This window comes from Sphingomonas aquatilis (genome assembly GCF_014196115.1).
Lineage (GTDB): Bacteria > Pseudomonadota > Alphaproteobacteria > Sphingomonadales > Sphingomonadaceae > Sphingomonas > Sphingomonas aquatilis.
Window position 1 is genome coordinate 1,243,525 of the sequence record NZ_JACIDB010000001.1, and the last position, 24,034, is coordinate 1,267,558.

18 protein-coding genes are annotated in these 24,034 nt (G+C 69.0%); 4 read left to right on the forward strand and 14 right to left on the reverse strand.

Translation table 11 applies throughout. The annotated features are described in order from the left end of the window. Positions 1–2: 2 nt before the first annotated feature. From GGR47_RS05840 to GGR47_RS05880, 9 genes are all read right to left on the reverse strand, one after another. Complete coding sequence (locus tag GGR47_RS05840; RefSeq protein WP_147036797.1) at positions 3–1,394, reverse strand: exopolysaccharide biosynthesis polyprenyl glycosylphosphotransferase; 1,392 nt, start codon at positions 1,392–1,394, stop codon at positions 3–5. Then, entirely contained in the window at positions 1,391–3,163 is a 1,773-nt protein-coding gene (locus GGR47_RS05845) for a serine aminopeptidase domain-containing protein (RefSeq protein WP_244305175.1), read from the reverse strand. The genes GGR47_RS05840 and GGR47_RS05845 overlap by 4 nt, the downstream gene beginning before the upstream one ends. Before the next feature lie 15 nt (positions 3,164–3,178). Next, a complete protein-coding gene (locus GGR47_RS05850) occupies positions 3,179–4,090 on the reverse strand; it encodes an amino acid--[acyl-carrier-protein] ligase (RefSeq protein WP_017978437.1) in 912 nt (303 codons plus the stop codon). Between the two features lie 3 nt (positions 4,091–4,093). Continuing rightward, positions 4,094–5,305: an acyl-CoA dehydrogenase family protein gene (locus GGR47_RS05855; protein WP_147036799.1), complete on the reverse strand. Its 1,212-nt coding sequence runs from the start codon at positions 5,303–5,305 to the stop codon at positions 4,094–4,096. Beyond that, complete coding sequence (locus tag GGR47_RS05860; protein WP_221204590.1) at positions 5,295–5,534, reverse strand: acyl carrier protein; 240 nt, start codon at positions 5,532–5,534, stop codon at positions 5,295–5,297. Before GGR47_RS05860 ends, GGR47_RS05855 begins: the two co-directional genes overlap by 11 nt. Before the next feature lie 41 nt (positions 5,535–5,575). Continuing rightward, a complete protein-coding gene (locus GGR47_RS05865; RefSeq protein WP_147036804.1) occupies positions 5,576–6,397 on the reverse strand; it encodes a WecB/TagA/CpsF family glycosyltransferase in 822 nt (273 codons plus the stop codon). A gap of 126 nt (positions 6,398–6,523) precedes the next feature. Next, positions 6,524–7,861, reverse strand: a complete 1,338-nt coding sequence (locus tag GGR47_RS05870) for a lipopolysaccharide biosynthesis protein (protein ID WP_147036800.1) — start codon at positions 7,859–7,861, stop codon at positions 6,524–6,526. Next, complete coding sequence (locus GGR47_RS05875; RefSeq protein WP_147036801.1) at positions 7,858–9,123, reverse strand: hypothetical protein; 1,266 nt, start codon at positions 9,121–9,123, stop codon at positions 7,858–7,860. The genes GGR47_RS05870 and GGR47_RS05875 overlap by 4 nt, the downstream gene beginning before the upstream one ends. A gap of 1 nt (position 9,124) precedes the next feature. After that, complete coding sequence (locus GGR47_RS05880; RefSeq protein WP_244305177.1) at positions 9,125–9,883, reverse strand: polysaccharide biosynthesis/export family protein; 759 nt, start codon at positions 9,881–9,883, stop codon at positions 9,125–9,127. Positions 9,884–10,045: 162 nt separating this feature from the next. On the opposite strand from GGR47_RS05880, the gene GGR47_RS05885 reads away from it, so the two are divergent. Both GGR47_RS05885 and pcaF read left to right on the forward strand, forming a co-directional pair. Further along, positions 10,046–12,067: an exopolysaccharide transport family protein gene (locus GGR47_RS05885; RefSeq protein WP_043059489.1), complete on the forward strand. Its 2,022-nt coding sequence runs from the start codon at positions 10,046–10,048 to the stop codon at positions 12,065–12,067. 88 nt (positions 12,068–12,155) lie between these two features. After that, positions 12,156–13,358 (forward strand): 3-oxoadipyl-CoA thiolase, encoded by a 1,203-nt coding sequence (pcaF, locus tag GGR47_RS05890; RefSeq protein ID WP_147036802.1) that lies wholly within the window; start codon positions 12,156–12,158, stop codon positions 13,356–13,358. A gap of 22 nt (positions 13,359–13,380) precedes the next feature. Here the strand turns inward: pcaF and putA are convergent, their stop codons facing one another. Then, positions 13,381–16,992, reverse strand: coding sequence for a trifunctional transcriptional regulator/proline dehydrogenase/L-glutamate gamma-semialdehyde dehydrogenase (gene putA / locus GGR47_RS05895; RefSeq protein ID WP_183949453.1), 3,612 nt, complete (start codon positions 16,990–16,992; stop codon positions 13,381–13,383). Positions 16,993–17,105: 113 nt separating this feature from the next. Here putA and GGR47_RS05900 point away from each other — a divergent pair, with 113 nt between their 5' ends. Both GGR47_RS05900 and GGR47_RS05905 read left to right on the forward strand, forming a co-directional pair. Next, a complete protein-coding gene (locus GGR47_RS05900) occupies positions 17,106–17,579 on the forward strand; it encodes an Lrp/AsnC family transcriptional regulator (RefSeq protein WP_017978447.1) in 474 nt (157 codons plus the stop codon). A gap of 38 nt (positions 17,580–17,617) precedes the next feature. Further along, positions 17,618–19,240 (forward strand): M28 family peptidase, encoded by a 1,623-nt coding sequence (locus GGR47_RS05905; RefSeq protein WP_147036492.1) that lies wholly within the window; start codon positions 17,618–17,620, stop codon positions 19,238–19,240. 40 nt (positions 19,241–19,280) lie between these two features. On the opposite strand, the gene GGR47_RS05910 is transcribed toward GGR47_RS05905, so the two are convergent. The 4 genes from GGR47_RS05910 to GGR47_RS05925 form a co-directional block, all read right to left on the reverse strand. Further along, positions 19,281–20,660, reverse strand: coding sequence for a carbohydrate porin (locus tag GGR47_RS05910; RefSeq protein ID WP_147036491.1), 1,380 nt, complete (start codon positions 20,658–20,660; stop codon positions 19,281–19,283). A 25-nt stretch (positions 20,661–20,685) separates the two neighbouring features. After that, positions 20,686–22,341: an NRAMP family divalent metal transporter gene (locus GGR47_RS05915; protein ID WP_147036490.1), complete on the reverse strand. Its 1,656-nt coding sequence runs from the start codon at positions 22,339–22,341 to the stop codon at positions 20,686–20,688. Positions 22,342–22,385: 44 nt separating this feature from the next. Then, entirely contained in the window at positions 22,386–22,535 is a 150-nt protein-coding gene (locus GGR47_RS05920; RefSeq protein ID WP_017978451.1) for a hypothetical protein, read from the reverse strand. A 429-nt stretch (positions 22,536–22,964) separates the two neighbouring features. Further along, positions 22,965–24,026: an SDR family oxidoreductase gene (locus GGR47_RS05925; protein WP_147036489.1), complete on the reverse strand. Its 1,062-nt coding sequence runs from the start codon at positions 24,024–24,026 to the stop codon at positions 22,965–22,967. Positions 24,027–24,034: the final 8 nt, after the last annotated feature.

Consider the following 24,034-nt stretch of genomic DNA (forward strand, 5'->3'; position numbering starts at 1 on the left):
CGTCAGAAGGCGTTGCGGTGGACCAGCACCCGTAGCGTCATCAGGATGATGCGCAGGTCGCGGAACAGCGTCCAGCCGCGCAGATAGGCCAGGTCGTGGTCGACGCGGCCGTGTAGATCGTCGGCATGTTCCGTGGCGCCGCGATAGCCGCGAACCTGTGCCAGGCCGGTGATGCCGGGCTTGATGGCGTGCCGCTGCCAATAGCGGGGCTCGACGTCCCAGAACAACCGGTCGCCCGCCAGGCTGCCGAGCGCGTGGGGACGCGGACCGACGATGCTCATCTCACCGCGCAGCACGTTGAGTACCTGCGGCAGCTCGTCGATGCTGGTCGCACGAATGAACCGCCCGACGCGGGTGACGCGCGGGTCGCCGCGCTGGGTCGACCGATCGCCTGCCAGATCGGCGCCATCGACGCGCATGCTGCGGAACTTGAGGACGTGGAACAGCCGGTTGCCGCGCCCGACGCGCGGCTGGCGGAACAGCACCGGCCCGCGGCTGTCGAGCTTGATCGCCAGCGCGGTGAGGAACAGGATCGGGGAGAGCAGCACCAATGCGCCCCCCGCGACCGCCAGGTCGAAGGCGCGCTTGAGCAGGCGGCTGCGCGTGTCGAGCGGCCCCAGCGACACGACCGCGCTGGGCATGTCGGCAAGGTGCGAGAGGCGGACAGGCGCCAGGCTCTGCCATTCGGGCAGCAGCACCTCGCCTTGGACGTTGGCACCGCGGAGCAGCCGCGCCCAGGCCTCGCGTCGGTCCGCCGCGCAGGCGACGATGACGCGCTCGGCGTCGGCAGTCCGTTCGCTGAACGTCGCCAGGATATGGTGGGGCAGCGCAGGTGCCGTGATGTCGATGCCGGTCATGTCGATCGCCGGCAGCCGCGCGATCGATGGATCGTGCAGCGCAGCGGGCTGGATGCCGTCGATGACGACCATGGTGGCGATATGCCAGCCGCCGGTATGCGCTTCGGCGAGTTCGTGGAGGGCCCAGCGTCCCGCCACCATCAGCGCGGCGGCGATTACGACGCCAGCCAGCAGCAGGCGGAACGACACGTCGACTTCGGCATGCAAGTAGGACACCAGCAGCAGCGCCGTTCCCGTCGCGGTCAGCAGCGCCGTCACTGCATCCCGCGTCGTCCGCCGCCAGTTCTGGAAGAACCGGCCGCTGTACGGCTTTCGCTGCAGCACGATGCCGAAATAGATCGGCAACAGCACGGCGAGATCGTTGACCACCCAGACGTCGAGCGCGTCGTTCAACGTCACCGCGCCGGCCAGGGTGAAGGACGCCAGCAGCGCGGTGAGATCGAGTGCGATCAGCGCCGCATAGATGCCAAGGCGAAATCCGCGCCCGGCGATCGTGCCGCTGGCCGCGTCGGGCCGCACCGAAGCGGCCTGGGTCACTCGGCCGCCGCCGGCAACTCCGTCCGCGGCGAGACGGGGGGCAGGCCCGCACCATGCGCGGCGACCGCGTCGGTCATCGCGGCGATCATCATCTCGATATGCCGGTCGCGCGCGAGCGTGCCGTTGAAGTGATGGTCGGCGCGGTCGAGCGTGACCATCCGGACGGGTGGATACTGACGCAGGAGGCGCGCGCCGCGGCCGAGCTTCATGCCCATGTCGGCGAGGCCGGGGTCTTCGTCGCTGAAGACGAGGTGGACGTGGGCGCCGCGCGCCGACAGCGCCTGGAGCTGTTCGCGAACCTGCGCGGCTTCCGATCCGGGCTTGGGCGGCAACAGGCTGGTCGCGGCGTGACGCAGGCGGACGGCGCTCCGCTTGGCGAGGACGCGGGCGATACCGGGCAGGTCGGCCTCGCCCTTCAGCATCCGCCGCCATTCGCCCGGATTGCGCATCGCGCGGATATAGCCCTTCAGCGACCGTTTGTTATCGCGCACCGCGACGCGGATATCATCGCCATAATGCCAGATGAACTTTTGCAGGTTGAGCACCACGCTGCCCACCGCGCGTTCGTCGGCGAGCGTCACCTGCAAGGCGGTGTGCGCGCCCGAACACAGGCCGGCGACAATCGCGCGGGGGAAGCCCTGCGCCTCCAGGCAATCGAGGCTGGCGACGCCTTCGGGAATGCGTTCGGGGTCGTAATGCGGGTGGCGCGGATTGTCGCCCGCCGGGCTGTCGCCCATGCCGGTCAGGTCCATCCGCAGCGAGGCGAAGCCCTCTGCCGCCAGCCGGCGCGCGAGGCGCACATAGGCGCGCCCGTTGCCGATGTGATGGGTGCTGCCCTCGTGCATCAACAATGCCGCGACCGGCGCCGCTGGGCGTGCGGCGGGCCGGCACAGCATGCCGAACAGCGCGTCGTCCGGACCGAAGCGCAGCGGCTCTTCGATATAGGCATCGGTGGCGAGCGTTGGGTCGTCACGCAGCGGCGCGATGGCAGCGCCCGCAGGCGTTCCGGCATGCCGGGCCACCCAATCGGCGACGGCGGCGAAGGTGTCGACCGGCGTCTCGTTGGTTGTGGGATCCTGCATCCAGCCGTCGTAATCGGCGAAGGGCAGTTCGGTGGTTGCACCGCCCGCGTCGCGCCAGCGCTGAGCCAGCTTGCCCGAACGCCGGTCCGTCCGCGGCGGCACGAACAGCGCCGTCTCGACGGGCGCCTCTACGACCGTGAGGTCGATCGCCGCCACCTCGCGCTGGAAGGCGGCGGTCCAGCGGAAGCCGTTGGTGTTGAGCGGCTGATCGCTCTCCAGAGGCGGGACGGGGTCGAGACCCGAGAGGCTCGCGACCGCCGCCGAGGCGCGGGTTTCGCGCAGGAACGCCTGCCCGGATAGCGCCGGCGCGAGCAGGATGAGGGCACTGACATCATCGAGCCGCTTCGCCGCCAGCATAGCGATCGCCGCGCCCAATCGCACGCCGGCCAGCATCACGCGATCGACGTGGGCATGGCCGCGCAGCCATGCCGCCGCCGCTTCGGCATCGGCGATCAGCCCATCCAGCGTCACCGGCCCGTCGATCGAATCCCCGGTCCCGCCATAATCGAAGCGGACCGCTGCGATCCCGCGCGCGGCAAGCGCCTCGCCCAGCGCCATCAGGCCGTGGTGGGTACACACCTCTTCCTGCGCGAAGGCGGGGCACAGCACGACGCCGACCGGCGCGTGTGCGCCTTCGGTCGGCGCATGCAGCCAGCCGAACCGGCCATCGATATAGATCGGGGTCATCGCCATCGGATGCGCTCAGCCGAGGCCCAGCGTCGCGCGCACGCCTGCGGGCCAGGCGGCAAGGTCGAAGCCGTGATGACGCAGCAACGCCAGCACCAGCCGCTCCATGCCGAACGCGCAACAGGCAGTCTGCGCCGGTGCGCCATCGGGCGTCCGGATGTTCCAGGTGTCGCCGAAATAGGTCATGTGATAGTTGAAGCTGAGGCAGGCCGTGGGTCCGGCACCGTCATTGACCGGCACCAGCAGCTCGAATTTCAGATTCTGCATCCGCTGATTGTCGGCGAGCAATTTACCCGCACGGCCGAAAAACGGGTCGTTGGCGACATCGACCTCGAACGGCAGCTCCAGCGTGCGGACGAAGTCCTGCCCGCGCTCCATCCAGTCGGCGCGGAAGGCGAGCACCTGTTCGGGCGTGCCGATCCGCACATATTCGCGCATGCGGAACAGCTGCAGGCGCGTCGGCTCCAGCGAGGGTTCGTGCCGGAAGCAATAGGACGCGACATCGACGAGGTGACCGTCCTCACGGAGTACGCCGCGTTCGGCGACGATCGGGTATACCGCGTAACAGGCGGCGGGCGTCAGCACGAGGTCGGCGGGTTGCTGGTTCCCCATCCAATCCTCGCCGCGCTCCATCTGGCCCATCAGCTTGTGATGCGCGCGATCGTCACCGCAGAAGCAATGCACCGTTCCCGCGAAATGCGGGAAATTCTTCATATAGCCGCTCTTCTCGAACGTCTTCTGCGCCATGGCCGGTGGAAAGCGCATGACTTCCGGCTTGTCCTTCAGCCCCGCCGCGGTGATCGCGCGCTCAAGACCGTCGAACACCGCCTCGAACGTGCCGCTGCGACCCCACAGGCCGTCGATGCCGGTCGGGAAGACGAGGCCGGCCTCGATCAGGCGGGTGCGGAAGCTGGTGGGCATGTCCATGGTTCAGAGCGTTCCCAGTTCGGCGCGCTGTGCGAACAGCATGGCGCCGGTGCCGCTGGCGATGCGGTCGTTGTTGATCATCAGCTGCGCCGACAGGATGTCGCGCAGATGACGGCCGATGCTGAATTCGGTGCCGTTGCGATATCCGGCCATGCCGCAGATACGCAGCGCCTCCAGCACCACCTCGTGGGCTTGCGTCGATACGTCGTGCTTCAGCATGTTGAGCACGGTCGCGCGCGCCATGCCTTGCGGCCAGCCCGTCTCCTGCGGATCGGCCACGGCGCGGTCGCTGCCGAGCGCATAGGTCGCGTCGAACTGGTCGATTAGCGTGCGCAGTCGCGCCTGCATGCCGTCGAGCAGGCCGGCGGCGTGCATCAGGCGATGCGCGCCCGGCTGCGTCTGGCCGGGCTGGCGGCGCGCGGCGGTGCGCAGGAAGGTGCGCGCGCGAGTCAACGCCTCCACCGCGATGCCGGTCCATACGCCGCCCCACATCAGGTGCGATGCAGGCACCATCGCCTCGGCGGCGATATCGGCGAAGGGCACGGCCATGATCTGCGCGGCGACGCCCTCGGCGCGGAAGGTGAAGCCGACCGTGCTGGTGCCGCGCATGCCCAGCGCGTCCCAGCCGCCCGTCGATTCGAACGAGGCGTCCTCGCGCGGCACGACGACGAGGACCTGATCGGACGGCGGCGCCTCGGCATGGGTGCGCGCGGTCACGAAGAAGACATCGGCATAATCGCCGTAGGAGACGGTGGGCGCCTGCTTTTCCAGCGTGAAGCGGCCATCCTGCACATCGACCGCGCACCGGCTCGACCGCATGTCGCCGCCGATGCCGACTTCTGACGTGATCGAGGCGATCAGCAAATTCTCGGTCGCGATCCGGCGCGCGAAATCGCGCTGCCAGGGGTCGTCCAGCGCATGCATCACCAGGCAGGCGAGCTGGCTGTGGTGCATCGCATAGACCATCGCGGTCGATGCGCAGACGCGGCCCAATCGTTGGCATTGCCCGACGATCTCCGCCATCGTCGCGCCGCTGCCACCCAGCGCGACCGGCACCAGCGCGCCGAGCAATCCTTCCTGCCGCAGCGCCGCGACGGCCTCGGCGGGAAAACGGCCTTCCCGATCCACCGCGTCGGCATGCGCGGCGGCGACGGCGACGACCCGCTCGATCGCGGCGGCCATCGCACGTCCGGTCGCGGACGGATCATGCAGCATCGGCGTCTCCCCGAATGCTCTCGATCGCCGCCGTCAGCGCGGCGATGCTGCTGAAGGTCGCACGCGTGAGCAGCTGGTCCGGAAACACCACGTCGAATTCCTCTTCGATCGCGAGCATCACGCCCACGGTCTTGAACGAGGTGAGGCCGGCGGCAAACAGGTCGTCGCGCGGCGACAGCGACGCTGCCGGCTTCAACAGCCCGCCGGCGTCGTCGAGGATGTTGCGCAATTGGTCTTCCACGAAAATGTCCTCAGCAAGATGAGATGGATTTAACGCGACTGACGCAGGTCTGCGACCGCTGCACGCAGAAAGCCGATCGTACTGGGCCCATAACGCTGTAGCATGCGTCGCGGCTCTAGGACGATGCGCCACAGCCATTCCAGGTTGAGGCGCACCATCAGGTCGGGTGGGGGGGCATTCATGCCGATCAGCAATCGGAACGACTGGCCGACGCACAAGGCCCACGCCGGCGGCAGCAGTGCGCGATAGCGGTAGGCGAACAGCTCGCTCTTGGGGGCGCCGATGCATAGGAAGATCAGGGTCGCATCGAAGGTCGAGATCGCATCGGCGAGCGAGCGGCAATAGGCGGCGTCTTTCTCGAAGCCGAACGGCGGCACCAGCGTCTCGACCGTGAAGGCCGGCGCAAAGTCCTTGAGCCAGCATTCGATGCCCTCCGCCGTGGCGCGGCTGTCGACGACGAAGAACCCCCTGTGGCCCGCCAGCGCGGCGGGGTCGGCGAACATCCGCTCGATCACGGCGCGCCCGGCAACGCGGCCCGGCAGCGAGAGGCCGCGCAGCTTTGCGAAGCGATAGACCGGAAACCCGTCCGCGACGATGATCTGGGCGCTTGCTAGCGCGCGATGGAACTCGTCGTCCTTCCGGGCCAGTGCGATATGCTGGATGTTGGGCGTGACGAAGACGCCCAGGCCTTCGTCGGTGCTGCGCGGCGCCTGCAGCATGTATTGCGCCGCGCCGTTTTCATCGAGATCACGGAACCGCATGCCCAGAACCGGCTTACGCAGGCGGCGCTCCACTCCCTGATAGGGTTCGCCGTGGTTCGGATCGGTCGTAGTGTCGGACGTCAAGACCACGGACTCCGGAAATGGGCTTGAAAAGTCCTTAGGCCACAGAGGCTTAACATTGCGTTTTCCGACTGCCGTTACCAAGGCATTTATGACAACATAGCGGGCGTTTATCGGCCACGTCGAGCCGTTCGCTCATTGCGGTAACGCTGTCCGGCGGTTCTGCCACATCGCGTAGACGGCACCCAGCGGCGTGAAGCCCAGTGTTTCGCGTGCGATCAGGCTGCATCCGATCGCGTTGACCAGCATCGTCGCACTCGTCGCGATCGCTGCGCCCTGCGCGCCCAAAGGCTCCGACAGAAGCACCAGGCCGCCGATCAGGACGAGCGTCGCGAGGCCGTTGACGCGCAGCAGTGCGCGCGCATAGCCGGTCATGCCGAGCAGCTCCGGCGTGGTGGTGGTGAGCGCGGCGGCGATCTGACCGAGGATCAGGATGTGCAATGCGGTGGCGGCGGGCAGGAATTGCTGGCCGAACAGGGCGAGAATCCGGTCCGGGAACACGATGACGGCGAGGATCGGCGGGATCGCGAGCGTCAGTGCCAGCGCGAGGGCGCGCGCGGCCTCTTGCCGAAGGCCGGCGAGGTCGCCGATCATGTAGAGCCGGGCGAAGCGTGGCGCGACCATTGACGCGACGCCGCTGACGAACATGTAGATCACCAGCACGACCCGCCAGGCGATGGCGTACAGGCCCACTTCGTCCGTAGAGGCCATGATGCCGAGGATGAAGGGCGGTGCCGCGCTGATAAGAAGCTGCACCAGTTCCAGGCTGAATAGCGACAGGCCGGTGCCCAGCAGGGGTTCGGGCGGATTGGACGGCCGGCCCGGCGTCACCGCCGGCAGATCGCGCAGCAGCATCACGCCGCCGATCAGCGTCGCGAGCGTCATACTCGCCGCCACGGCCGCCAGCGCATGCGCGTCCGACATCGGCAGCGCGAACACCAAGACGCAGAACAGCCCCGGCCACAGCCAGGTATAAACGATCTGGCTCTGCGTGACGCGATGCAGCCCGGCGAGCGCACCCGCGACGAGATTGGCGAAATTCTGCGGCAGGATGGCCAGTGCGCCGATGACGAACAGCGGTGCCATATCGGGCTTGCGCATCACATAGGCGGCGAGGGGCCAGGCCGCGAGCAGCGCGACGGCGGTCAGCGCGAGCGACAGCAGCAGCACCATGACCGCCGCCCGCCGCATCGCCGCCCGTGCGCCCGCCGCATCGTCCGCCGCGAGCAGGCGTGCCATTTCGCGGGTCAGCGCGCGGTCGATCCCCAGGCGGCCGAGGCCCGATGCGATCATCAGCGCGCCGAACACGATGTAGAAGGCGCCGACCTGATCGAGCGACAAGCGCAGCGCGATCATCAGGTGCATGCCGTATCGGCAGGGAATGTCGATCAGCCGCGTGCCGACCGTCACCAGCGACCCGCCATAGCGCTGGTGCAGGCGACGCAGCAGGGAGTGGTCGGCCGCGCTACTCATCGACGGCGCCCCCCTGCTGCGGGCAGCTCGCGCGCGTAGAGAGCGATCGCCATGATCGACGTAATCTCCCCGGGGGCGAGGGTCATGGGGAGCATTTCCGATATCAGCAGCGAATAGACGAGATAGTCGCGCAACGCGGCGAGGAAGGGCGTGTCATGCAGGCGGCGGGCGCTATCCATCAGCAGTACGCCGCGCAAGGGGACGGCCGCGATCAGCAGCGCGCCGATGATCCCATATTCGAAGATGATCCCCATCCAGGTGATGTCACCCAGAAAGAAGAAGTGGTTGAAATAGGTCATCAACCCGGCAGGATCGATCGGGCTGATCGTGCCGACGCCGAAGATCCAGCGAAACGGATCGGTGCCCAGAAAACCGATCGCCTTCATCGTCGAGATATAGCGGACGTCGAACGCGAAGGCTTTGTCGGTGCTAAAGATCGACGCCATGAACGGCACCGAGAACAGTGCGGCGAGCGCGAAGGGAATGAGCGCCAGCATCAGCAGCCGCAGGCGCGGGCCTGCCGCCAGAAAGCCGTTGATCGCCGCCATCAGCGTCAGGCCGAGCACGAAGGTGCGCATGCGGACGAGGCCGAACACCATGGCAAAGCCCGCCCCCCAGGCCGCGAACCAGCGCGGCTGCCAGCGCGCGGTGAAGCGGCGCCAGGCGTAGAGGATGCCGATCAGGCCGAAGTACATTGGCATGCGGATGCGATTGCCGCGGGCGTCCGCCGACAGAAGCGGGGAATCGCCCGCCACATAATGTTCGGCATAGGCCGATTGCGGCGCCAGCCGCCAGATCGCGAGCAACAGGACGAAGGTGACGACCGCACAGATCAGGAAGGCGGCGGCGATCTCGCGCAGCGTCGGCCGCAGCCAGCGCAAGAGCCCGAGCAGCGAGAAGATGTAGAGCAGCGGCAACAGCTTCAGCTGCGATGCCAGCGCGATGAAGAAGGTCTGCTGGAAGGTGAAGAGCGATATGAAGGTGGGGACGAGCACCAGCCACAGGATCGTCACGACCATCTGCCGCGACCCTTCCGGCCGGCGCCCGGCGAACAGGATCAGGCATAGCGGCAGCGACAGCAGCGGAAACGCCTTGGACAAGGCCCAGGCGGGCTTGAGCAGCTTCACGTAGTGAAAGCTCTGCCCGAACAGCGGCAGCAGCGCGACGAGCGACGCGACATAGGCCCAGCGGACGTCGGCCGCCTGCATCCAGCCGCGCAGGCTGCGTCGCGGAAAGGGCAGGGCGCGCGTCGCGGCGGTCATGTCAGCGGCCGAAGACGGCTCCGCCGCCCAGATTGTAGTTCAGGCTGCGGCTGAACGGCAGCAGCTTGTTGATATGCTGGTCGATCCACAGATTGGCCTCGGCGATCGACGATCGCGGGACGAACACGATATCCTGCGATTGCAGATCGATGCCGGTCGCGAAGCCGTTCTTCGTATAGGCCTTCAGATCGACCTGACGCTGCGCGATCGAACCGTCGGCATTGCGGTGGATCACCACCACCTTGCGCGTGCGCGCGGTGTCGAGCAGGCCGCCGGCGCCGATCACCGCCTGCATGGGGTCCATCGTCGCGGTAAGCTTCACCGGGCCGGGCTGGCGGACCTCGCCACCGACATAGACGACGCCGCCATATTGTCGCACCGCCACCGTCGGGCGGGCATCCTCCACCACACCCTGCCGGCGCAAATCGGCCGAGATGAGCGCCGCGACCTCGTCGATCGTACGGCCGCCGACGGGGACGTTGCCGACCAGGGGAATCGCGATGCGGCCATCGGGACCGACCGGCCCGGCATGATCCAGTTCGGCATTATAGGGAAAGCTGATTGCGAGCTCGTCACCCGGCGCGATCCGATAGGCGGTGCGATCGACCACCGGGGCAGGGGCAGGGGCAGGGGTTGGAGTCGCCGCCATCGTCCCGCGCACGGGCGTCCGCCCGACCGGCGCCACCTGCGCCAGCGCGTCCATCGTCGGCGCAACCAGCGCCAGCACCGCCGCCATGGTCGCCAAGCCGTATCTGCCCATCGTCACCGTCCCGTTGCCCGCGCGCCACCCGGCCGTCCCACTGCAAGACACGGGACGGGTCGCTTCCGCTAAGTCGATATAGCGGAAGGCTTAATGGAAAGGTAAGAGGAACCGACCATAAGGCGCACCAGCCCTTTCCAGCAGCCTTGGACAATCCACCAGATGCTTGATTTCACGTCTTCGTCCGAGCAGCAGGAAACGGAGACGCGCCACGGGCAATTCGCACTGCGCGACCTGCTGAACGGCATTTTCTATTATCGCCGACTCGCGCTGATCGTCGCGGGATCGATCATTGGACTCGGCATCCTCGTCGCGTTGCTGTTGCCGCCGACCTATAGTGCCGAGGCGCGGCTGCTGCCGCTGAGCGCTGGCATCTACGACATGCAGGACGCCGGGCGCGCGCCCTTGCCGGGGCAGGTGCTGGACCCGGGGGCGGTCGCCAATGTCGAGTTGCAGATGCTCGACAGCCTGGAATTGCACCGCGACGTGGTGCGCGCGCAGCTGGGCCCTGCCGCCTCGCCGGCGGAGATCAACGCGGCGCTGGAGAAATTCCAGTCGCATCTGCACGTCACCAAGGCGAACGAAGCGAACGTCATCCAGCTGACCTATACGGCGCGCGATCCGCAACAGGCCGCCGATGCGCTGCGCCAGCTGATCCGCCGCTATTTCGAAAGCCGTGCGACGGTGCTGACCTCGGGTCGCGTCGCCTTCCTCGAACAGCAGCGCAACGCGATCAAGCGCCAGCTGGACGAGGCGAGCGCGCGGATCACCGCCTATCAGCAGCAGAACGGCATCGTCGATATCGCCGCGCAGGTGGCGGGTGCGGTCGCGCAGGACGACCTGCTGCGCAAGAGCAAGCTGGAAAGCGATGCGGAGCTGGCCGACGGGCGCCGCAGCCTGTCGAGCCTCAGCAGCCAGGCCAAATCGGTGCCCGCCGATATCCGCCTGTACAACGACAATACCGAGGCGGCGCGGGCGCTCGGCGAGATGCAGGCGCAACTGCTGGGGCTTCAGGCGAAGCGCGCCGATCTGGCGTCGCGCTTCATGGCGACGTCGCCGCAGGTGACGCAGCTCGACAAGCAGATCGCCGCGTTGCAGGCGACGATCACCCAGCAGAAATCGTCGCTGGTCATGACGCAGCGCACCGGCCGCAATCAGTATTTCGATTCGACCAAGGACAAGTTGATCCAGTCGCGCGCGACGGTGGCCGGGGCGGAGGCGCGCGGCGCCGAACTGGCGGGGCAGCTCGGCCAGTCGCGGGCGCGGCTGGCGCAGCTCAATGCGATCAGCGACCGGCTGACGACGATGAAGCTCGACCGCGACGTGCTGGCGGACAGCTTCAAGTCGCTGTCGTCGCAGGTCGAACAGGCGCGCGTGCAGCTCAACCAGACGACCGAGGCGGGCAGCCCCAACGTCCGCGTCATCGAGGCGCCGACGCCCCCGACCAGGCGCACCAATCCGCCGCTGCTGCTGATCGCCGGCAGCATCTTCGCCGGGATCCTGATCGCGGGCGCGGCGGTGTTCATCGCCGGCAGCCTGCGCGAAACCTTCCTGACCCCGGTGGAGGTCGAGCGGGCACTGGGCCTGCCGGTGCTCGCCGCCCCGGTCGCCGAGCAGGGCGAGGGCGTGGCGCGCGATTACAGCCGGCTGATCGCGGCGGTCGACGCACACCATCAGGGCAGCGGGCGGGCGGTGCTGCTGGTCGCGCCGAGTTCGCGGATGAGCCTGCAAACCGCCGCATTGGGGCTGGGCCGCGCAATGGCGCGCCGCGCCGGCGCGCGCGTGCTGCTCGTCCGCTTCGCCAGCGATGCGCCGGTGCCGGAGACGGCCGCGAGCCTGGAACTCGAACCGTTCGAAGACATGATGACGACGATCATCGGCACTGCGGCCTGTTCGCTGCAACGGCGCGACGTGCGCCTGCTCGCCGAGCTGCGCGAGCGGTTCGATTATATCGTCGTCACCGCGCCGCCGATGGCGGTGGGTTATGAGGGGATCGAGCTGTCGCAGGCGGTCGATGTCGTCGTGCCCGTGGTCGAGGCGGAGGCGACGCGTCGCCCGGTGGCGCGGACGCTGGTGACGCAGCTGCGCGATGCCGGTGCGGTCCTGATCGGCGCGATCCTGCTGGGCCGGCGCTGGCACATCCCGCAGCGGCTGTACCGCCTGCTGATCGAGCGGCGGGCCTAGCCAAAGCGACGCGCGCCGGCCCGTAGCGGCTTGACGACGCACGCCATTCGGGGCGACGCCCTTCGGCAAACGCTGGAGAGGACGCCCGATGCCCGATGCCTTCATCTGTGACGCGATCCGCACGCCGATCGGCAAATTGAACGGCGCGCTCGCGAGCGTGCGCGCCGACGACCTCGCCGCGATCCCGTTGCGCGCGCTGATGGAGCGCAATCCATCGGTCGATTGGGGCGCGGTGGACGATGTGCTGCTCGGCTGCGCCAATCAGGCGGGCGAGGACAATCGCAACGTCGCGCGCATGGCGGTGCTGCTCGCCGGCCTGCCCGACGGTGTGCCGGGCGCGACCGTCAACCGCCTGTGCGGATCGGGGCTGAACGCGGTCGGCAGCCTCGCGCAGGCGATCCGCTGCGGCGATGCGGCGTTCGGGATCGCGGGCGGCGTCGAGAGCATGACGCGCGCGCCCTATGTGATGGGCAAGGCCGCCGGCGCCTTCGATCGCGCGCAGCAGATCGAGGATACGACGCTCGGCTGGCGCTTCATCAACCCGGCCATGCGCGCGGCCTATGGCGTCGATACGATGCCGCAGACCGCGGAGAATGTCGCCGACCAGTGGCGTGTGGCGCGTTCGGATCAGGACGCCTTCGCGCTCGCCAGCCAGCAGAAAGCGGCGGCGGCGATCGCCAGCGGGCGGCTGGCGGCGGAGATCTTGCCGGTGACGATCCCGCAGCGGAAGGGCGATCCGATCGTCTTCGATACTGACGAGCATCCCCGCGCGACCAGCCTGGATGCTCTGGCGAAGCTGAAGCCCGTCGTGCGGGCGGACGGCACCGTCACCGCGGGCAATGCCTCGGGCCTGAACGATGGCGCCGCGGCGATGCTGGTGGCGAGCGAGGCGGCGGCGGCGCAGCACGGCCTGACGCCGCGCGCGCGGGTGCTGGGCATGGCGGCGGCGGGGATCGCACCGCGGATCATGGGCGTCGGCCCGATCGAGGCGGCGCGCAAGCTGTGCCGGATCACCGGCATCGGCCTCGACGAGCTCGACGTGATTGAGCTGAACGAGGCCTTTGCCGCGCAGGCGATCGCGACGCTGCGCGATCTGGGCATCGCCGCCGACGACCCGCGGGTGAACCGCAACGGCGGGGCGATCGCTTTGGGCCATCCGCTCGGCATGTCGGGCGCGCGGATCGTGATGAGCGCGGTGGAGGAGCTGCACCGCAGCGGCGGCCGCTACGCGATGGCGTTCATGTGCATCGGCGTGGGGCAGGGGATCGCGCTGATGCTGGAGCGCGTCTGACCGACGCGCCCCAGCTGGTGGGTCAGCCGATCGCCATCAGGCTGGCATTGCCGCCCGCCGCGGTGGTGTTGATCGAGGTCGACACCTCCTCGACCAGCCAATCGAGGCGATAGCCCGCGCAGCCCGCCTGGGGCAGCACGATCGGGCCGGGCAGCTCGGCGAGTGCGGCCAGCGCGGCGGAGACGTACGCGGCCTCGCCTTCGATGAGCGCGCCTGCCAAGGCCGGCGCACGCCGCCAGTCGTCGGCGAACCGCACGCGGGCGGTGACGCTCTGCGGCAGCGCGGCCAGCGCCGTGGCCAGCGATCCTGCATCGCCGACCACCGCGTCGTTGCCGCAGGCGAGCGCGGCGCCGATCTGTTCGATCAGGCCGTCGCGCGTCTGCGGCAGCAGCAGTACGCGTCCGCGCGGGTGAAGGGCGTAGAGGTTGCGTTCGCCGACCGGGCCGGCCAGCTCGGTCGCCGCGCCGAGCATCGACGTGGCGATCGCGTCGCGGACGCGCGTGGCGAGCGCGCTCTCGCCACGATCCTCCAGCCACAGCGCCAGGTCGCGCGCGGCGGGATCGGCATGGTCCGACACGACCGCCGGCGGCAGGTCCGCGCCCGACACCAGCCGGCCGAGATACAGCGGCCCGCCCGCCTTGGGGCCGGTGCCCGACAGGCCGCGCCCGCCGAACGGCTGTACGCCCACCACCGCGCCGATGACGTTGCGGTTGATGTAGAGATTGCCCGCCTTCACCCGGCTGGTGACGTGCGCGATCGTCTCGTCGAGGCGCGTGTGGAGGCCGAACGTCAGGCCATAGCCGGTGGCGTTGATCCGGTCGATCAGCCGGTCCAGCTCGGAGCGGCGGAAGCGGACGACGTGCAGCACCGGCCCGAACACCTCACGCTCCAACTCGGCGATGTCGGACAGTTCGACGATCGTCGGCGCGACGAAGGTGCCGTGCGCGGTATCGCCCGCGAGCGATAGCTGTTCGACGCGGTGGCCGCCCGCGCGCATCCTGGCGATGTGCGCGTCGATATTGGCCTTCGCCTCTGCGGTGATGACCGGGCCGATGTCGGTGGCGAGGCGGTCGGTGCGGCCGATCGACAGTTCGTGCAGCGCGCCCTTGATCATCGCGAGCGTGCGGTCGGCGACCTCCTCTTGCAGGCACAGGATGCGCAGTGCCGAACAGCGCTGGCCCGCACTGTCGAAGGCGGAGGCGATGACGTCCGCGACCACCTGTTCGGCGAGCGCAGAGGAATCGACGATCATCGCATTCTGCCCGCCGGTTTCGGCGATGAAGGGGATGGGCGCTCCATCGGGCAGCAGACGTTTGGCGAGTTCCTTCTGGATCAGGCGGGCAACCTCGGTCGATCCGGTGAACATCACCGCCATCGTCTCGGGCGCCGCGACCAAAGCCGCGCCGATCGCGCCATCGCCGGGCACGAAGTGCAGCACGTCGGTCGGCACGCCGGCTTCATGCAGCAGGCCGACGCCCTGCGCGGCGATCAGCGGCGTTTCCTCGGCGGGCTTGGCGAGCACCGCATTGCCCGCGACCAGCGCCGCGGCGACCTGTCCGATGAAGATCGCTAGCGGGAAATTCCACGGGCTGATGCAGGTGACGACCCCCAGCGGGCGATGGCCGGTGCCCAAGGTCGCGCGCGCCTGCTCGGCGTAATAGCGCAGGAAGTCGATCGCCTCGCGCACCTCGGCGATGGCATTGGGCAGCGACTTGCCCGCCTCGCGCACGATCAGCGCCAGCAGCTGCGGCATGCGCGCCTGCATCGCGTCGGCGGCGCGGTCGAGCATCGCGGCACGCTCCCCCGGGGCGGTCGCGGCCCAGCCGGGCGCGGCGGCCTGCGCGGCGCGGGCGGCGGCCTGCGCCTGCTCCACCGACACCTCATGCACCGTGCCGACGCGGTCGCGATGATCGGCGGGGTTCAGCACCGCGCGGGCCGTGCCGACGACGCCCGCGTCCCACGGGCCTTCGCCAGCCATCGTCTCGCTGAGCATCGCCAGCGTGGTTTCGTCGCTGAGGTCGAGCCCGGCGGAGTTGCGGCGCGCGCCGTACAAGTCCTGCGGCAAGGCGATCTGCGGGTTCTTCTGCCCCGGCGCGGCCATCGCGCGCACCGCCTCGACCGGATCGGCGATCAGATCGGCGATCGAGACTTCGGGATCGGCGATGCGATTGACGAAGGACGAGTTCGCGCCATTTTCCAGCAGGCGGCGGACGAGATAGGCGAGCAACGTCTCATGCGTGCCGACCGGCGCGTAGATGCGGCACGGGCGGTTCAGCTTCTCCGCGCCGACGACTTCGTCGTACAGCGGCTCGCCCATGCCGTGCAGGCACTGGAATTCATAGTCGCCGACGGTGAAGTCGGGGCCGGCCAGATGGTAGATGGTGCTGAGCGTCTGCGCATTGTGCGTCGCGAACTGCGGGAACACCGCATCGCGCGCACCCAGCAGTTTCCGGGCGCAGGCGATGTAGGCGACGTCGGTGTGGATCTTGCGCGTGTAGACCGGGAAGTCGGCGAGGCCATCGACCTGCGCGCGCTTGATCTCGGCGTCCCAATAGGCGCCCTTGACCAGCCGGACCATGATCCGCCGGTTGGCGCGACGGGCGAGGTCGACGATCCAGTCGATCACGAACGGGCAGCGCTTGCCATAGGCCTGCACCACGAAGCCAAGGCCATCCCAACCGGCAAGATCGGGATCGGTGGCGAGGCTTTCGAGCAGGTCGAGCGACAGCTCCAGCCGGTCGGCCTCTTCGGCATCGATGTTGAAACCGATGTCATAGCCCTTGGCCATCACCGCGAGCGCCTTCACGCGTGGCAGCAGCTCGCCCATCACCCGTGCCGCCTGTGCGCGGACGTAGCGGGGGTGGAGCGCCGACAGCTTGATCGAGATGCCGGGCCCGTCGAAGATCCCGCGGCCGGCCGACGCCTCGCCGATCGCACGCACGGCGTTTTCGTAATCGCGATAATAGCGGTCGGCATCCGCTGCCGTGGTCGCCGCTTCGCCCAACATGTCGTAGCTGTAGCGGAAGCCGCGCGCCTCCAACGGGCGGGCGCGCTTCAGCGCCTCGGCGATCGTCTCGCCCGTGACGAACTGTTCGCCCATCATGCGCATCGCCATGTCGACGCCGCGGCGGATCACCGGCTCGCCCGCGCGCGCGATCAGCCGGGTGAGCGCGGCACCCAGCCCGCTGTCGTTGACGCTGCCGGTCAGCTTGCCGGTGACGACGAGGCCCCAGGTCGCGGCATTGACGAACAGCGAGCGGCCGTCGCCGACGTGGCTGCGCCAGTCGCCGCCCGCGATCTTGTCGCGGATCAGCGCATCGCGCGTCGCCGTATCGGGAATACGCAGCAGCGCCTCGGCGAGGCACATCAGCGCCACGCCCTCCTGGCTCGACAGCGCATATTCCTGCACCAGCCCCTCGCCCCCGGTGCCCTTGTGCTTGGCGCGCAGCGCGGTGACGAGCGCCGTCGCGGTCGCGGCGGCGTCGCGGCCGATCGCGTCGGGCAGCGTCGCGGCGTCGAGCAAGGGCGCGAGGCACTCTGCCTCCGGCCGGCGATAGGCGGCGGTGATCGCGGCGCGCAGCGGCGTCTGCGGGCGGACGGGCGGCGCGAAATCGGCGAAGGGCGGGCGGGTCATGGGCGAAGGTCCTCTCTACGATCCGCCCATATCGACTTTCGCGCTGGCGATCCGTCCGAAATGCGCGCAGGATCGCGCCGAACGACCCGATTTTCGAGAGCGGCACAGGCCAAATGGACGGCAAACCATCCCAGAACGCGCCGATCGACACGTTCGACCGGCGCATCATCGAGGCTTTGCGCGACGACGGTCGCCTGTCCGTTACCGAACTCGCCCGCCGCGTCGGCCTGTCGAAGACGCCGTGCCAGGTGCGTCTGCGCCGATTGATCGATCAGGGCTATATTCTGGGCTTCCGCGCGGTCATCGATCCGGTGCGCCTCGGCCTCGATCACATCGCCTTCACCGAGGTGAAGCTGTCCGACACGCGGGAAGCGGCGCTCGACGCGTTTCGCCGTGCCGTACTGCGCATTCCTGAGGTGGAGGAATGCCATATGATCGCGAGCAGCTTCGATTATCTGCTGAAGGTCCGCACCCCCGACATCCGCCGCTATCGCGAGGTGCTGGGCGAGCGCATCTCGGCGCTGCCGCATGTCGCCAACACCTCGACTTTCGTCGCGATGGAAACGATCCGCGACGCGGGCGTGTAGCGCTTGCGCGTCGCGGGCGGTTGGGTCACGCTGCCGGCATGATCCGCTGGCTCCCCCTTCTGTTGCTGACCGCCGCCACGACGGCGTCGGCCGATCCCCGCGCGCCGATCCTGTCGCCGGCGCGGATCAAGGCCGATGTGAAGACGCTGAGCGCGGACGATTTTCACGGGCGCGGGCCGACCCAGCCGGGTGAGGCGATCACGCTCGCCTTCCTCGAAAAGCGGTTCGCGGCGCTCGGGCTGCGACCGGCGGGGGATGCGGGATATCGCCAGACCGTCCCGCTGCTGCGCTGGACGCGCGAGACCGCGCGGTTCGACCTGTCGCTGGGCGGCAAGACTGAGGCGCTGCGGCCCGGCGTCGAGATCGCGGCATCATCGCGTATCGTCGGGACGACGACGCTCGATCGCGCGGGCGTCGTCTTCGTCGGCTATGGCGTGGTCGAACCGCGGCTTGGCTATGATCCGTATCGCGGCGTCGATGTGCGCGGCAAGGTGGTGGTCGCGCTCGCGGGCGATCCCGATGTCGAGGCGGGGCGCGATCTGGGCTTCGGCGGGCGCGCATCCAGCCCCGCGGCGCGCACCAAATTGGCCGAGGCGCAGAAGCGTGGCGCCGCCGCCTTCTTCCAGATCCACGATACCTTCCCGTCGAGCTACCCCTGGCTGCAATTAGCCAACAGCGATGCGGTGCCCGGCTATGCGCTGGATACGGGCAGCGTTCCGCCGGCCTTCGGCATCCGCGGCACCTTGCGCAACGACATCGGCGTCGCGCTGCTGCGGCAGGGCGGCCTCGATTACGCCGCCGCCAAGCGCGCGGCACAACGGGCGGACTTCCGCGGCGTCCCGTTGCAGGGCGTCGCCCTGTCCGCCGATGTCCGCACCAGCCTCGACCGGGCGGTCAGTCACAATATCGTCGGCATCCTGCCCGGCACCGATCCCGCTGCGGGCAGCATCCTGTATGGCGCGCATTGGGATGCCTATGGCGAGAATGCGTTCGATCCGCCCGCCGACCGGATCCGCAACGGCGCCGTGGACAATGGCACCGGCACCGCGACCCTGCTGGAGATCGCGCGCGCCTTCGCGGCCGCGCCGCGCCTGCGCCGTTCGGTCGTGTTTGCCCTCTGGACCGCGGAGGAAAAGGGCCTGCTCGGCGCGACCTGGTATGCCGACCACCCCGCGCTGCCGCTGGCCACCACGGCGGCGCAATTCAACCTCGACCCGCATGTCGTGCTGGGGCGGACGCGCGACCTGGAGCTGATCGGGGTCGGCCGTACGCCGCTGGAGCAGGACCTCGCCCGCGTCGCCGCGGCGCAGGGGCTGCGGATCGTGCCGGAGGAGAATACCGAGGCGGGCTGGTATTACCGTTCCGACCATTATGCCTTCGCGCAAAAGGGCGTGCCGGGCGTCTATTTCCGTGCGGGACGCGATCTGGTGCGCGGGGGTGCCGCTGCGGGCGAGCGGGAGCGGGCGCGCTACAATGCCGAATGCTACCACCAGACCTGCGACGCGTTCAAACCGGGCTGGGACATGACCGGCGCGGCGCAGGAGGGCAGCGTCGCCTATGCGCTGGGCCGCGAGATCGCGGCCGGCGCGACCTGGCCGATGTGGAACGCCTCCGAACCGTTCGCCGCCGAACGCGCGAAGAGCGACGCGGCGCGCCGCTGACTCGCCGCCATTGCTGTCCGGCTCCGGCGGACGTCCCCGGTCAGAAGGCGCCGTGGGCCCGGAAGGCGAACACGTTGGCCGGCCCTCGATCCCGATTGTAGCCGGGATTGGCGATAAACTGATAATCGACGGTCAGCTCTAAACCCCGCGCGGCGGCGATCTTGTAATAGGCCTCGCCAATCCGTTCGGCACCGGGGTTCGGCAGGCGGCCGTCCCCGACGAGGACGCCCAGGCCCCCGGCATCGAGATAACGTTGATGGTCGCGGCTGATCGCGTTGACGATGACGACCGCCCCCAGCGTATCGCCGCTCCGTCCCCAACCGGCCCCGCGCAGCGACAGCCCGGCCTGCGCCGTCCGGTCGATGTCGGTGAAGTCATAGGGCTCGACCTGCCCGTCCGCGATGCCGGCGCGGGCGAAGACGCCGAGCGTGTCGGTGGCGGCCTGTTCGACGTTGACGCCGATGCCTGCCCGCGTGCGGCGGCTGCGCACCAGGCCGGTATCGGCGGCGTCGCCGGTCCGGTTCGCCAGCGCCAGCGCCTCGTCGAAACGCCCGAACCGGCCGCGATTGCGGAAGAGCGTGACGCGTACCGCGCCCGGCCGGCCGGCCAGCTGGTGGCGATGCTCCACCTCGGCATCGAGCTGATACTGGCCGAAGCCTCTCTCCAGCGTCTCGCCGTTCGGGACCTTCGACAGGTTGAAGGCGCCCAGGCGCAGCGTCCAGGCGGCCCGATACCATTCGGCGGCGATGCCGGTGCTATAGCCCCAGGCGTCGGCGGCATAATCGAAGCTGCCCGTGTCGACCGCCGACCAGTTGAGGAAGTCGGCACGCGGATCATGGGCGTAGCTGTTGGTGTCGAACACGTCGCCGACGCCGAACTTGCCGACGGTCAGCACCAGACGATCGGCGGTGCGCGATCCGGCGAGCTGGTTGGCGACGCCGGCCACCGCCTCGTGCGCGCCGCCCAGGTCGATGGTCTGGCGCAGGAACAGCCGTTGCAGGCGCGTGTAGGGCGCGGAGCGGCCGACCTTATAGGCTTCCGCGCTGGGGAAGCCGGCGACGCCCAAGGTGTTGGACAGGCCGAAGCCCTGATCGATCTCCGGGTTCACCCACAACTCGCCGCCCGCCCAGGGCCGCACGCCGGCATAGAGCGTGACGTCGACGGTTTCCTTCGCCTGATGCGGCGTCAGGCTGTTGGCGCCGGCATAGGGCGAGGTGAAGCCGGGCGTGGCTTGCAGGACGACCGTCGCCTGCCCATGGACCGCGTAGCGCTGCTCGTCCGGCATGGCGTCGGGCGCGATCGGCGTGGCGGGCGCGGTGACGGCCGGCGCGCGGTCCTGGACGGTCTGCGCCGCAGCGGGCGCGTGCGGGATGAGGCCGGCGAGCGCGCAGGCGCCCGCCAGTGGGAAAAGCCGGGTCATGATAAGTCCCCTTGGACGGTGCCGGTTACAGCTGGTGTGTCAGCGCGAGGTGAATGATGCGGACGAGCACGAAGCCGCCGGCGACGACGAGGTAGAGCCGCAGGATGCCGAGCCAGGCTTTCTCCACCCGCCCCAGCATGGCGGGCGCGAGGGTATCGAGCGGCGGCATTCGCCAGTCCGCGCGGCCGCGACGGTCGATCGCCTCCGCCGTCCCGCCGGTCAGCAGGCGCAGGCCGACCCGGCCGATCAGCGCCAGCGCCGATCCCCCGCCCAAAATCCACAGCATCGCCGCCGCGCCGATCGTCGGGAACAGCACCGAAGCGGTCAGGATCACCGACAGCAGGACGAGGACGGCGATCACCGCGCCGGTAAACAGGTTCAGCCATCGCCCGTTGCGCCATGGCCCCAGCACCGCCGTGTCGTTGCACAGCAGCAGCAGGAACACGGTCGCGCTGGGCAGCAGGACGCCCGCGAGCGACTGCACTGCATTGGTCAGCAGACCCAGCGGCGTGCCCGGGATCAGCACCAGCGCCGCCGCGACTGCGATCAGCCCGGCGAAGACGAGATAGAAGGGGATCGAGTCCTTCGGCGAGCGGTGCAGCGAATGCCGGATGCCGAACGTGTCGCCGATAGCATAGGCCGTGCTGAGCGACACCGCCGCCGCGCCGATGATCGAGGCATCGATCAGCGCGATGGCGAACAGGATGCCCATCAGCCGACCGGCATGCGCCTCGATCCCGCGGGCGATCGCGCCGGCATCCGTGAAGTGGCCGACGCCCGCGGTGCCGGCGAACGCGGCGGCGGTGAACGCCATCATCGCGACGGCGCCGACGATCACGACGGCGATGCCGACCCACAGATCGATCCGGCTATAGGCCATGAAGCGCGGCCCGATCCGCTTGTCGATCAAATAGCTCTGCTGGAAGAACAGCTGCCAGGGCGCGACGGTGGTGCCGACGATCGCGATGATCAGGAGCATGACGTCGGCGAGCTGCCCGCCCGCGGGCATGTGCGGCACCACCATGTCGCGCGCGATCTGCCCGACCGGCGGGTGGATCGCGACGGCGATCGGGACGAGCAACAGCGATCCGAACACCAGCACCATCATGAAGCGTTCGAACCGGCGAAAGCTGCCCGTGCTGGCGGCGGCGACGATCAGGATCGACGCGATCGCCACGCCGCCAAGCCGCGGCACGCCGAGATAGTCGAGGCCCAGCGCGATGCCGATGAATTCGGTGACGATCGTCAGGGCGTTGAGCAGGAACAGGTCGATGACGCTGAACGCCCCCCAGAAGCGGCCGAAGCGCTGGAAGATCAGCCGGGCATGGCCGACCCCGGTCACCGCGCCGAGGCGCAGCACCATTTCCTGGTTCACATAGATGACGGGGACGAGCAGCAGCAGCGTCCACACAAGGCTGGTGCCGTAATTCTGGCCGGCTTCGGTATAGGTGCCGAACGCGCCGGCATCATTGTCGCCGACCATGACGATCAGGCCGGGGCCGACGATTGCGGCCAGCGTCAGCAGACGGCGCCGCCAGCCACGGCGCGCGCCGGTGTCGGTTTCGGCGATGGTGCCGAACGCACCGATGATGTCGCCCGTGTGGGCGCTGTCGAGATGAGCGGTGGCGCGCGGCGGGCGCGCACCGCCAGGGCCGCTCAGGGCCAGGGCATGCAAGGTCATGGCACGAACTCCGCGTGCGGGTAATCTTTCAGGGGTGCGGCAGATCAGGCGGCGCGGAACGCCGCCACGCGTCGGCGCGGGTCATCGTCCGTCGCGTGCAGGGGACGGGACGCGGCGAGGCGGATGCGCCGGCTGAAGGCTTCGACGCGGGTAGTGTCCACGTGCCGTTCGACACGCGCGAGATAGATGGTCATGGGCGACCTCCTTGGTTCCGGTGGCTGTCCGGTCCAGGAGATCGCGGCACCGCGTCAGGCGGTGGGCACGAACTCCCCGACCGGGTCACGTCCGGCGATGCCGATCAGCAGAGCAAAGCTCCTACTGTCGCCCTCGCTGGACATGGGGGTAGATCGAGGTTTCATTGCTGTCCTTCTTCGGCGCGCAGACGCGCGCCGTGGAATCGAGTCGCGACCGCCGCGACCGATGGCGCCAGATACGCCTCCGGGGCGTGGGATCAACCCCTCTTTCGCCCCGTCGTGACGCAGGGACAGGGCAGGGTGCCGCGACGGGAGAGGCGTGGCGATATGGCATGCCGCCCTGCCGATCCGGTGACGGACGGCAAGCGACAAAGCTGTCGCGACGACCCGGGAATCGTCGCGTGTTCGGCTGATGCGCCGGTGCGGCTTTTACGGGATCAGCCGGTCGGCGCGCAGGCGTTCGAACAAGGCGAAAAAGGCATCGTCGGTCGGCTGGTATCCCGTGAACCCCAGCCGGCGGCTCTTGCTCATGTCGGTGACCACCTCGATCGGCCGGCCGAGGTCGGCATCGGTGTGCCAGGGGGAGGCGAGACGGGCGAGGTCCGGCTCGGCCAGCCCCTCGCGCGTCGCGATTGCGCGCCACAGCGCGGCGTCGTCCGCCATCTGCTGTTCCAGCGGCCGCACGATGCCATCGAACGGCGCCGCCGCGATGCCGAACCAGTCGGCGATGCGGTGCCACATCCACTGCCAGCGAAAGACGTCGCCGTTGACGACGTTGAACGCCTCGTCGTGCGCCGCTTCAGTGTCCGCCGCCCAGATGAGGTGGCGGGCGAGCTGCCGCGCATCGGTCATGTCGGTCAGGCCCGACCATTGCGCCGCCGATCCGGGAAACGTGAACGGCCGCCCCGTCTCGCGGCACAGCGTCGCATAGACCGCGAGCGTCGTGCCCATGTTCATAGCATTGCCGACGGCGAGACCGATCACGGTATGCGGGCGATGGACGCTCCAGGTGAAGCCGTCGCGCGCGGCGGCGGCGAACACCTCGTCCTCCTGCGCGTAATAGAAATTCTCGACGTCGAGCCGTCCCTGCTCCTCGCGGAACGGCGTCTGCGGCAGCGTGCCCTGCCCATAGGCCTCGAACGGCCCGAGATAATGTTTCAGTCCGGTGACCAGCGCGACATGGCGCGGGCCTGTCGGCTTGGCGAGGCCGTCTAGAAGGTTGCGCACCATGGCCGCGTTGACGCGGATGTTCTCCGCCTCGCTGTCCTGCCGCAACCATGTCGTGATGAAGACGGCGTCGGGGGCGATGCCGCGCAGCGCCGCGGCCGTGGCGCGCGCGTCCAGCAGATCCGCGGCGACCGGCTGTACGCCCGGCTGGCGGGACGGACGACGGGCGAGGCCGTGGACCGTCCAGCCCTGCTCGACCAACAAGGCCGCCGTCGCGCTGCCGACGATCCCGCTCGCGCCAACCACCAATGCCGTCTTCGTCATAGCTATCT

Excerpts from the sequence above, each read along its gene's own strand:
- GGR47_RS05845 (WP_244305175.1), bottom strand. The coding sequence starts at position 3,163 with ATGACCCCGATCTATATCGATGGCCGGTTCGGCTGGCTGCATGCGCCG.
- GGR47_RS05850 (WP_017978437.1), bottom strand. The coding sequence starts at position 4,090 with ATGGACATGCCCACCAGCTTCCGCACCCGCCTGATCGAGGCCGGCCTC.
- GGR47_RS05855 (WP_147036799.1), bottom strand. The coding sequence starts at position 5,305 with ATGCTGCATGATCCGTCCGCGACCGGACGTGCGATGGCCGCCGCGATC.
- GGR47_RS05870 (WP_147036800.1), bottom strand. The coding sequence starts at position 7,861 with ATGAGTAGCGCGGCCGACCACTCCCTGCTGCGTCGCCTGCACCAGCGC.
- GGR47_RS05875 (WP_147036801.1), bottom strand. The coding sequence starts at position 9,123 with ATGACCGCCGCGACGCGCGCCCTGCCCTTTCCGCGACGCAGCCTGCGC.
- GGR47_RS05880 (WP_244305177.1), bottom strand. The coding sequence starts at position 9,883 with ATGGGCAGATACGGCTTGGCGACCATGGCGGCGGTGCTGGCGCTGGTT.
- GGR47_RS05885 (WP_043059489.1), top strand. The coding sequence starts at position 10,046 with ATGCTTGATTTCACGTCTTCGTCCGAGCAGCAGGAAACGGAGACGCGC.
- pcaF (WP_147036802.1), top strand. The coding sequence starts at position 12,156 with ATGCCCGATGCCTTCATCTGTGACGCGATCCGCACGCCGATCGGCAAA.
- putA (WP_183949453.1), bottom strand. The coding sequence starts at position 16,992 with ATGACCCGCCCGCCCTTCGCCGATTTCGCGCCGCCCGTCCGCCCGCAG.
- GGR47_RS05900 (WP_017978447.1), top strand. The coding sequence starts at position 17,106 with ATGGACGGCAAACCATCCCAGAACGCGCCGATCGACACGTTCGACCGG.
- GGR47_RS05905 (WP_147036492.1), top strand. The coding sequence starts at position 17,618 with ATGATCCGCTGGCTCCCCCTTCTGTTGCTGACCGCCGCCACGACGGCG.
- GGR47_RS05910 (WP_147036491.1), bottom strand. The coding sequence starts at position 20,660 with ATGACCCGGCTTTTCCCACTGGCGGGCGCCTGCGCGCTCGCCGGCCTC.
- GGR47_RS05915 (WP_147036490.1), bottom strand. The coding sequence starts at position 22,341 with ATGACCTTGCATGCCCTGGCCCTGAGCGGCCCTGGCGGTGCGCGCCCG.
- GGR47_RS05920 (WP_017978451.1), bottom strand. The coding sequence starts at position 22,535 with ATGACCATCTATCTCGCGCGTGTCGAACGGCACGTGGACACTACCCGC.
- GGR47_RS05925 (WP_147036489.1), bottom strand. The coding sequence starts at position 24,026 with ATGACGAAGACGGCATTGGTGGTTGGCGCGAGCGGGATCGTCGGCAGC.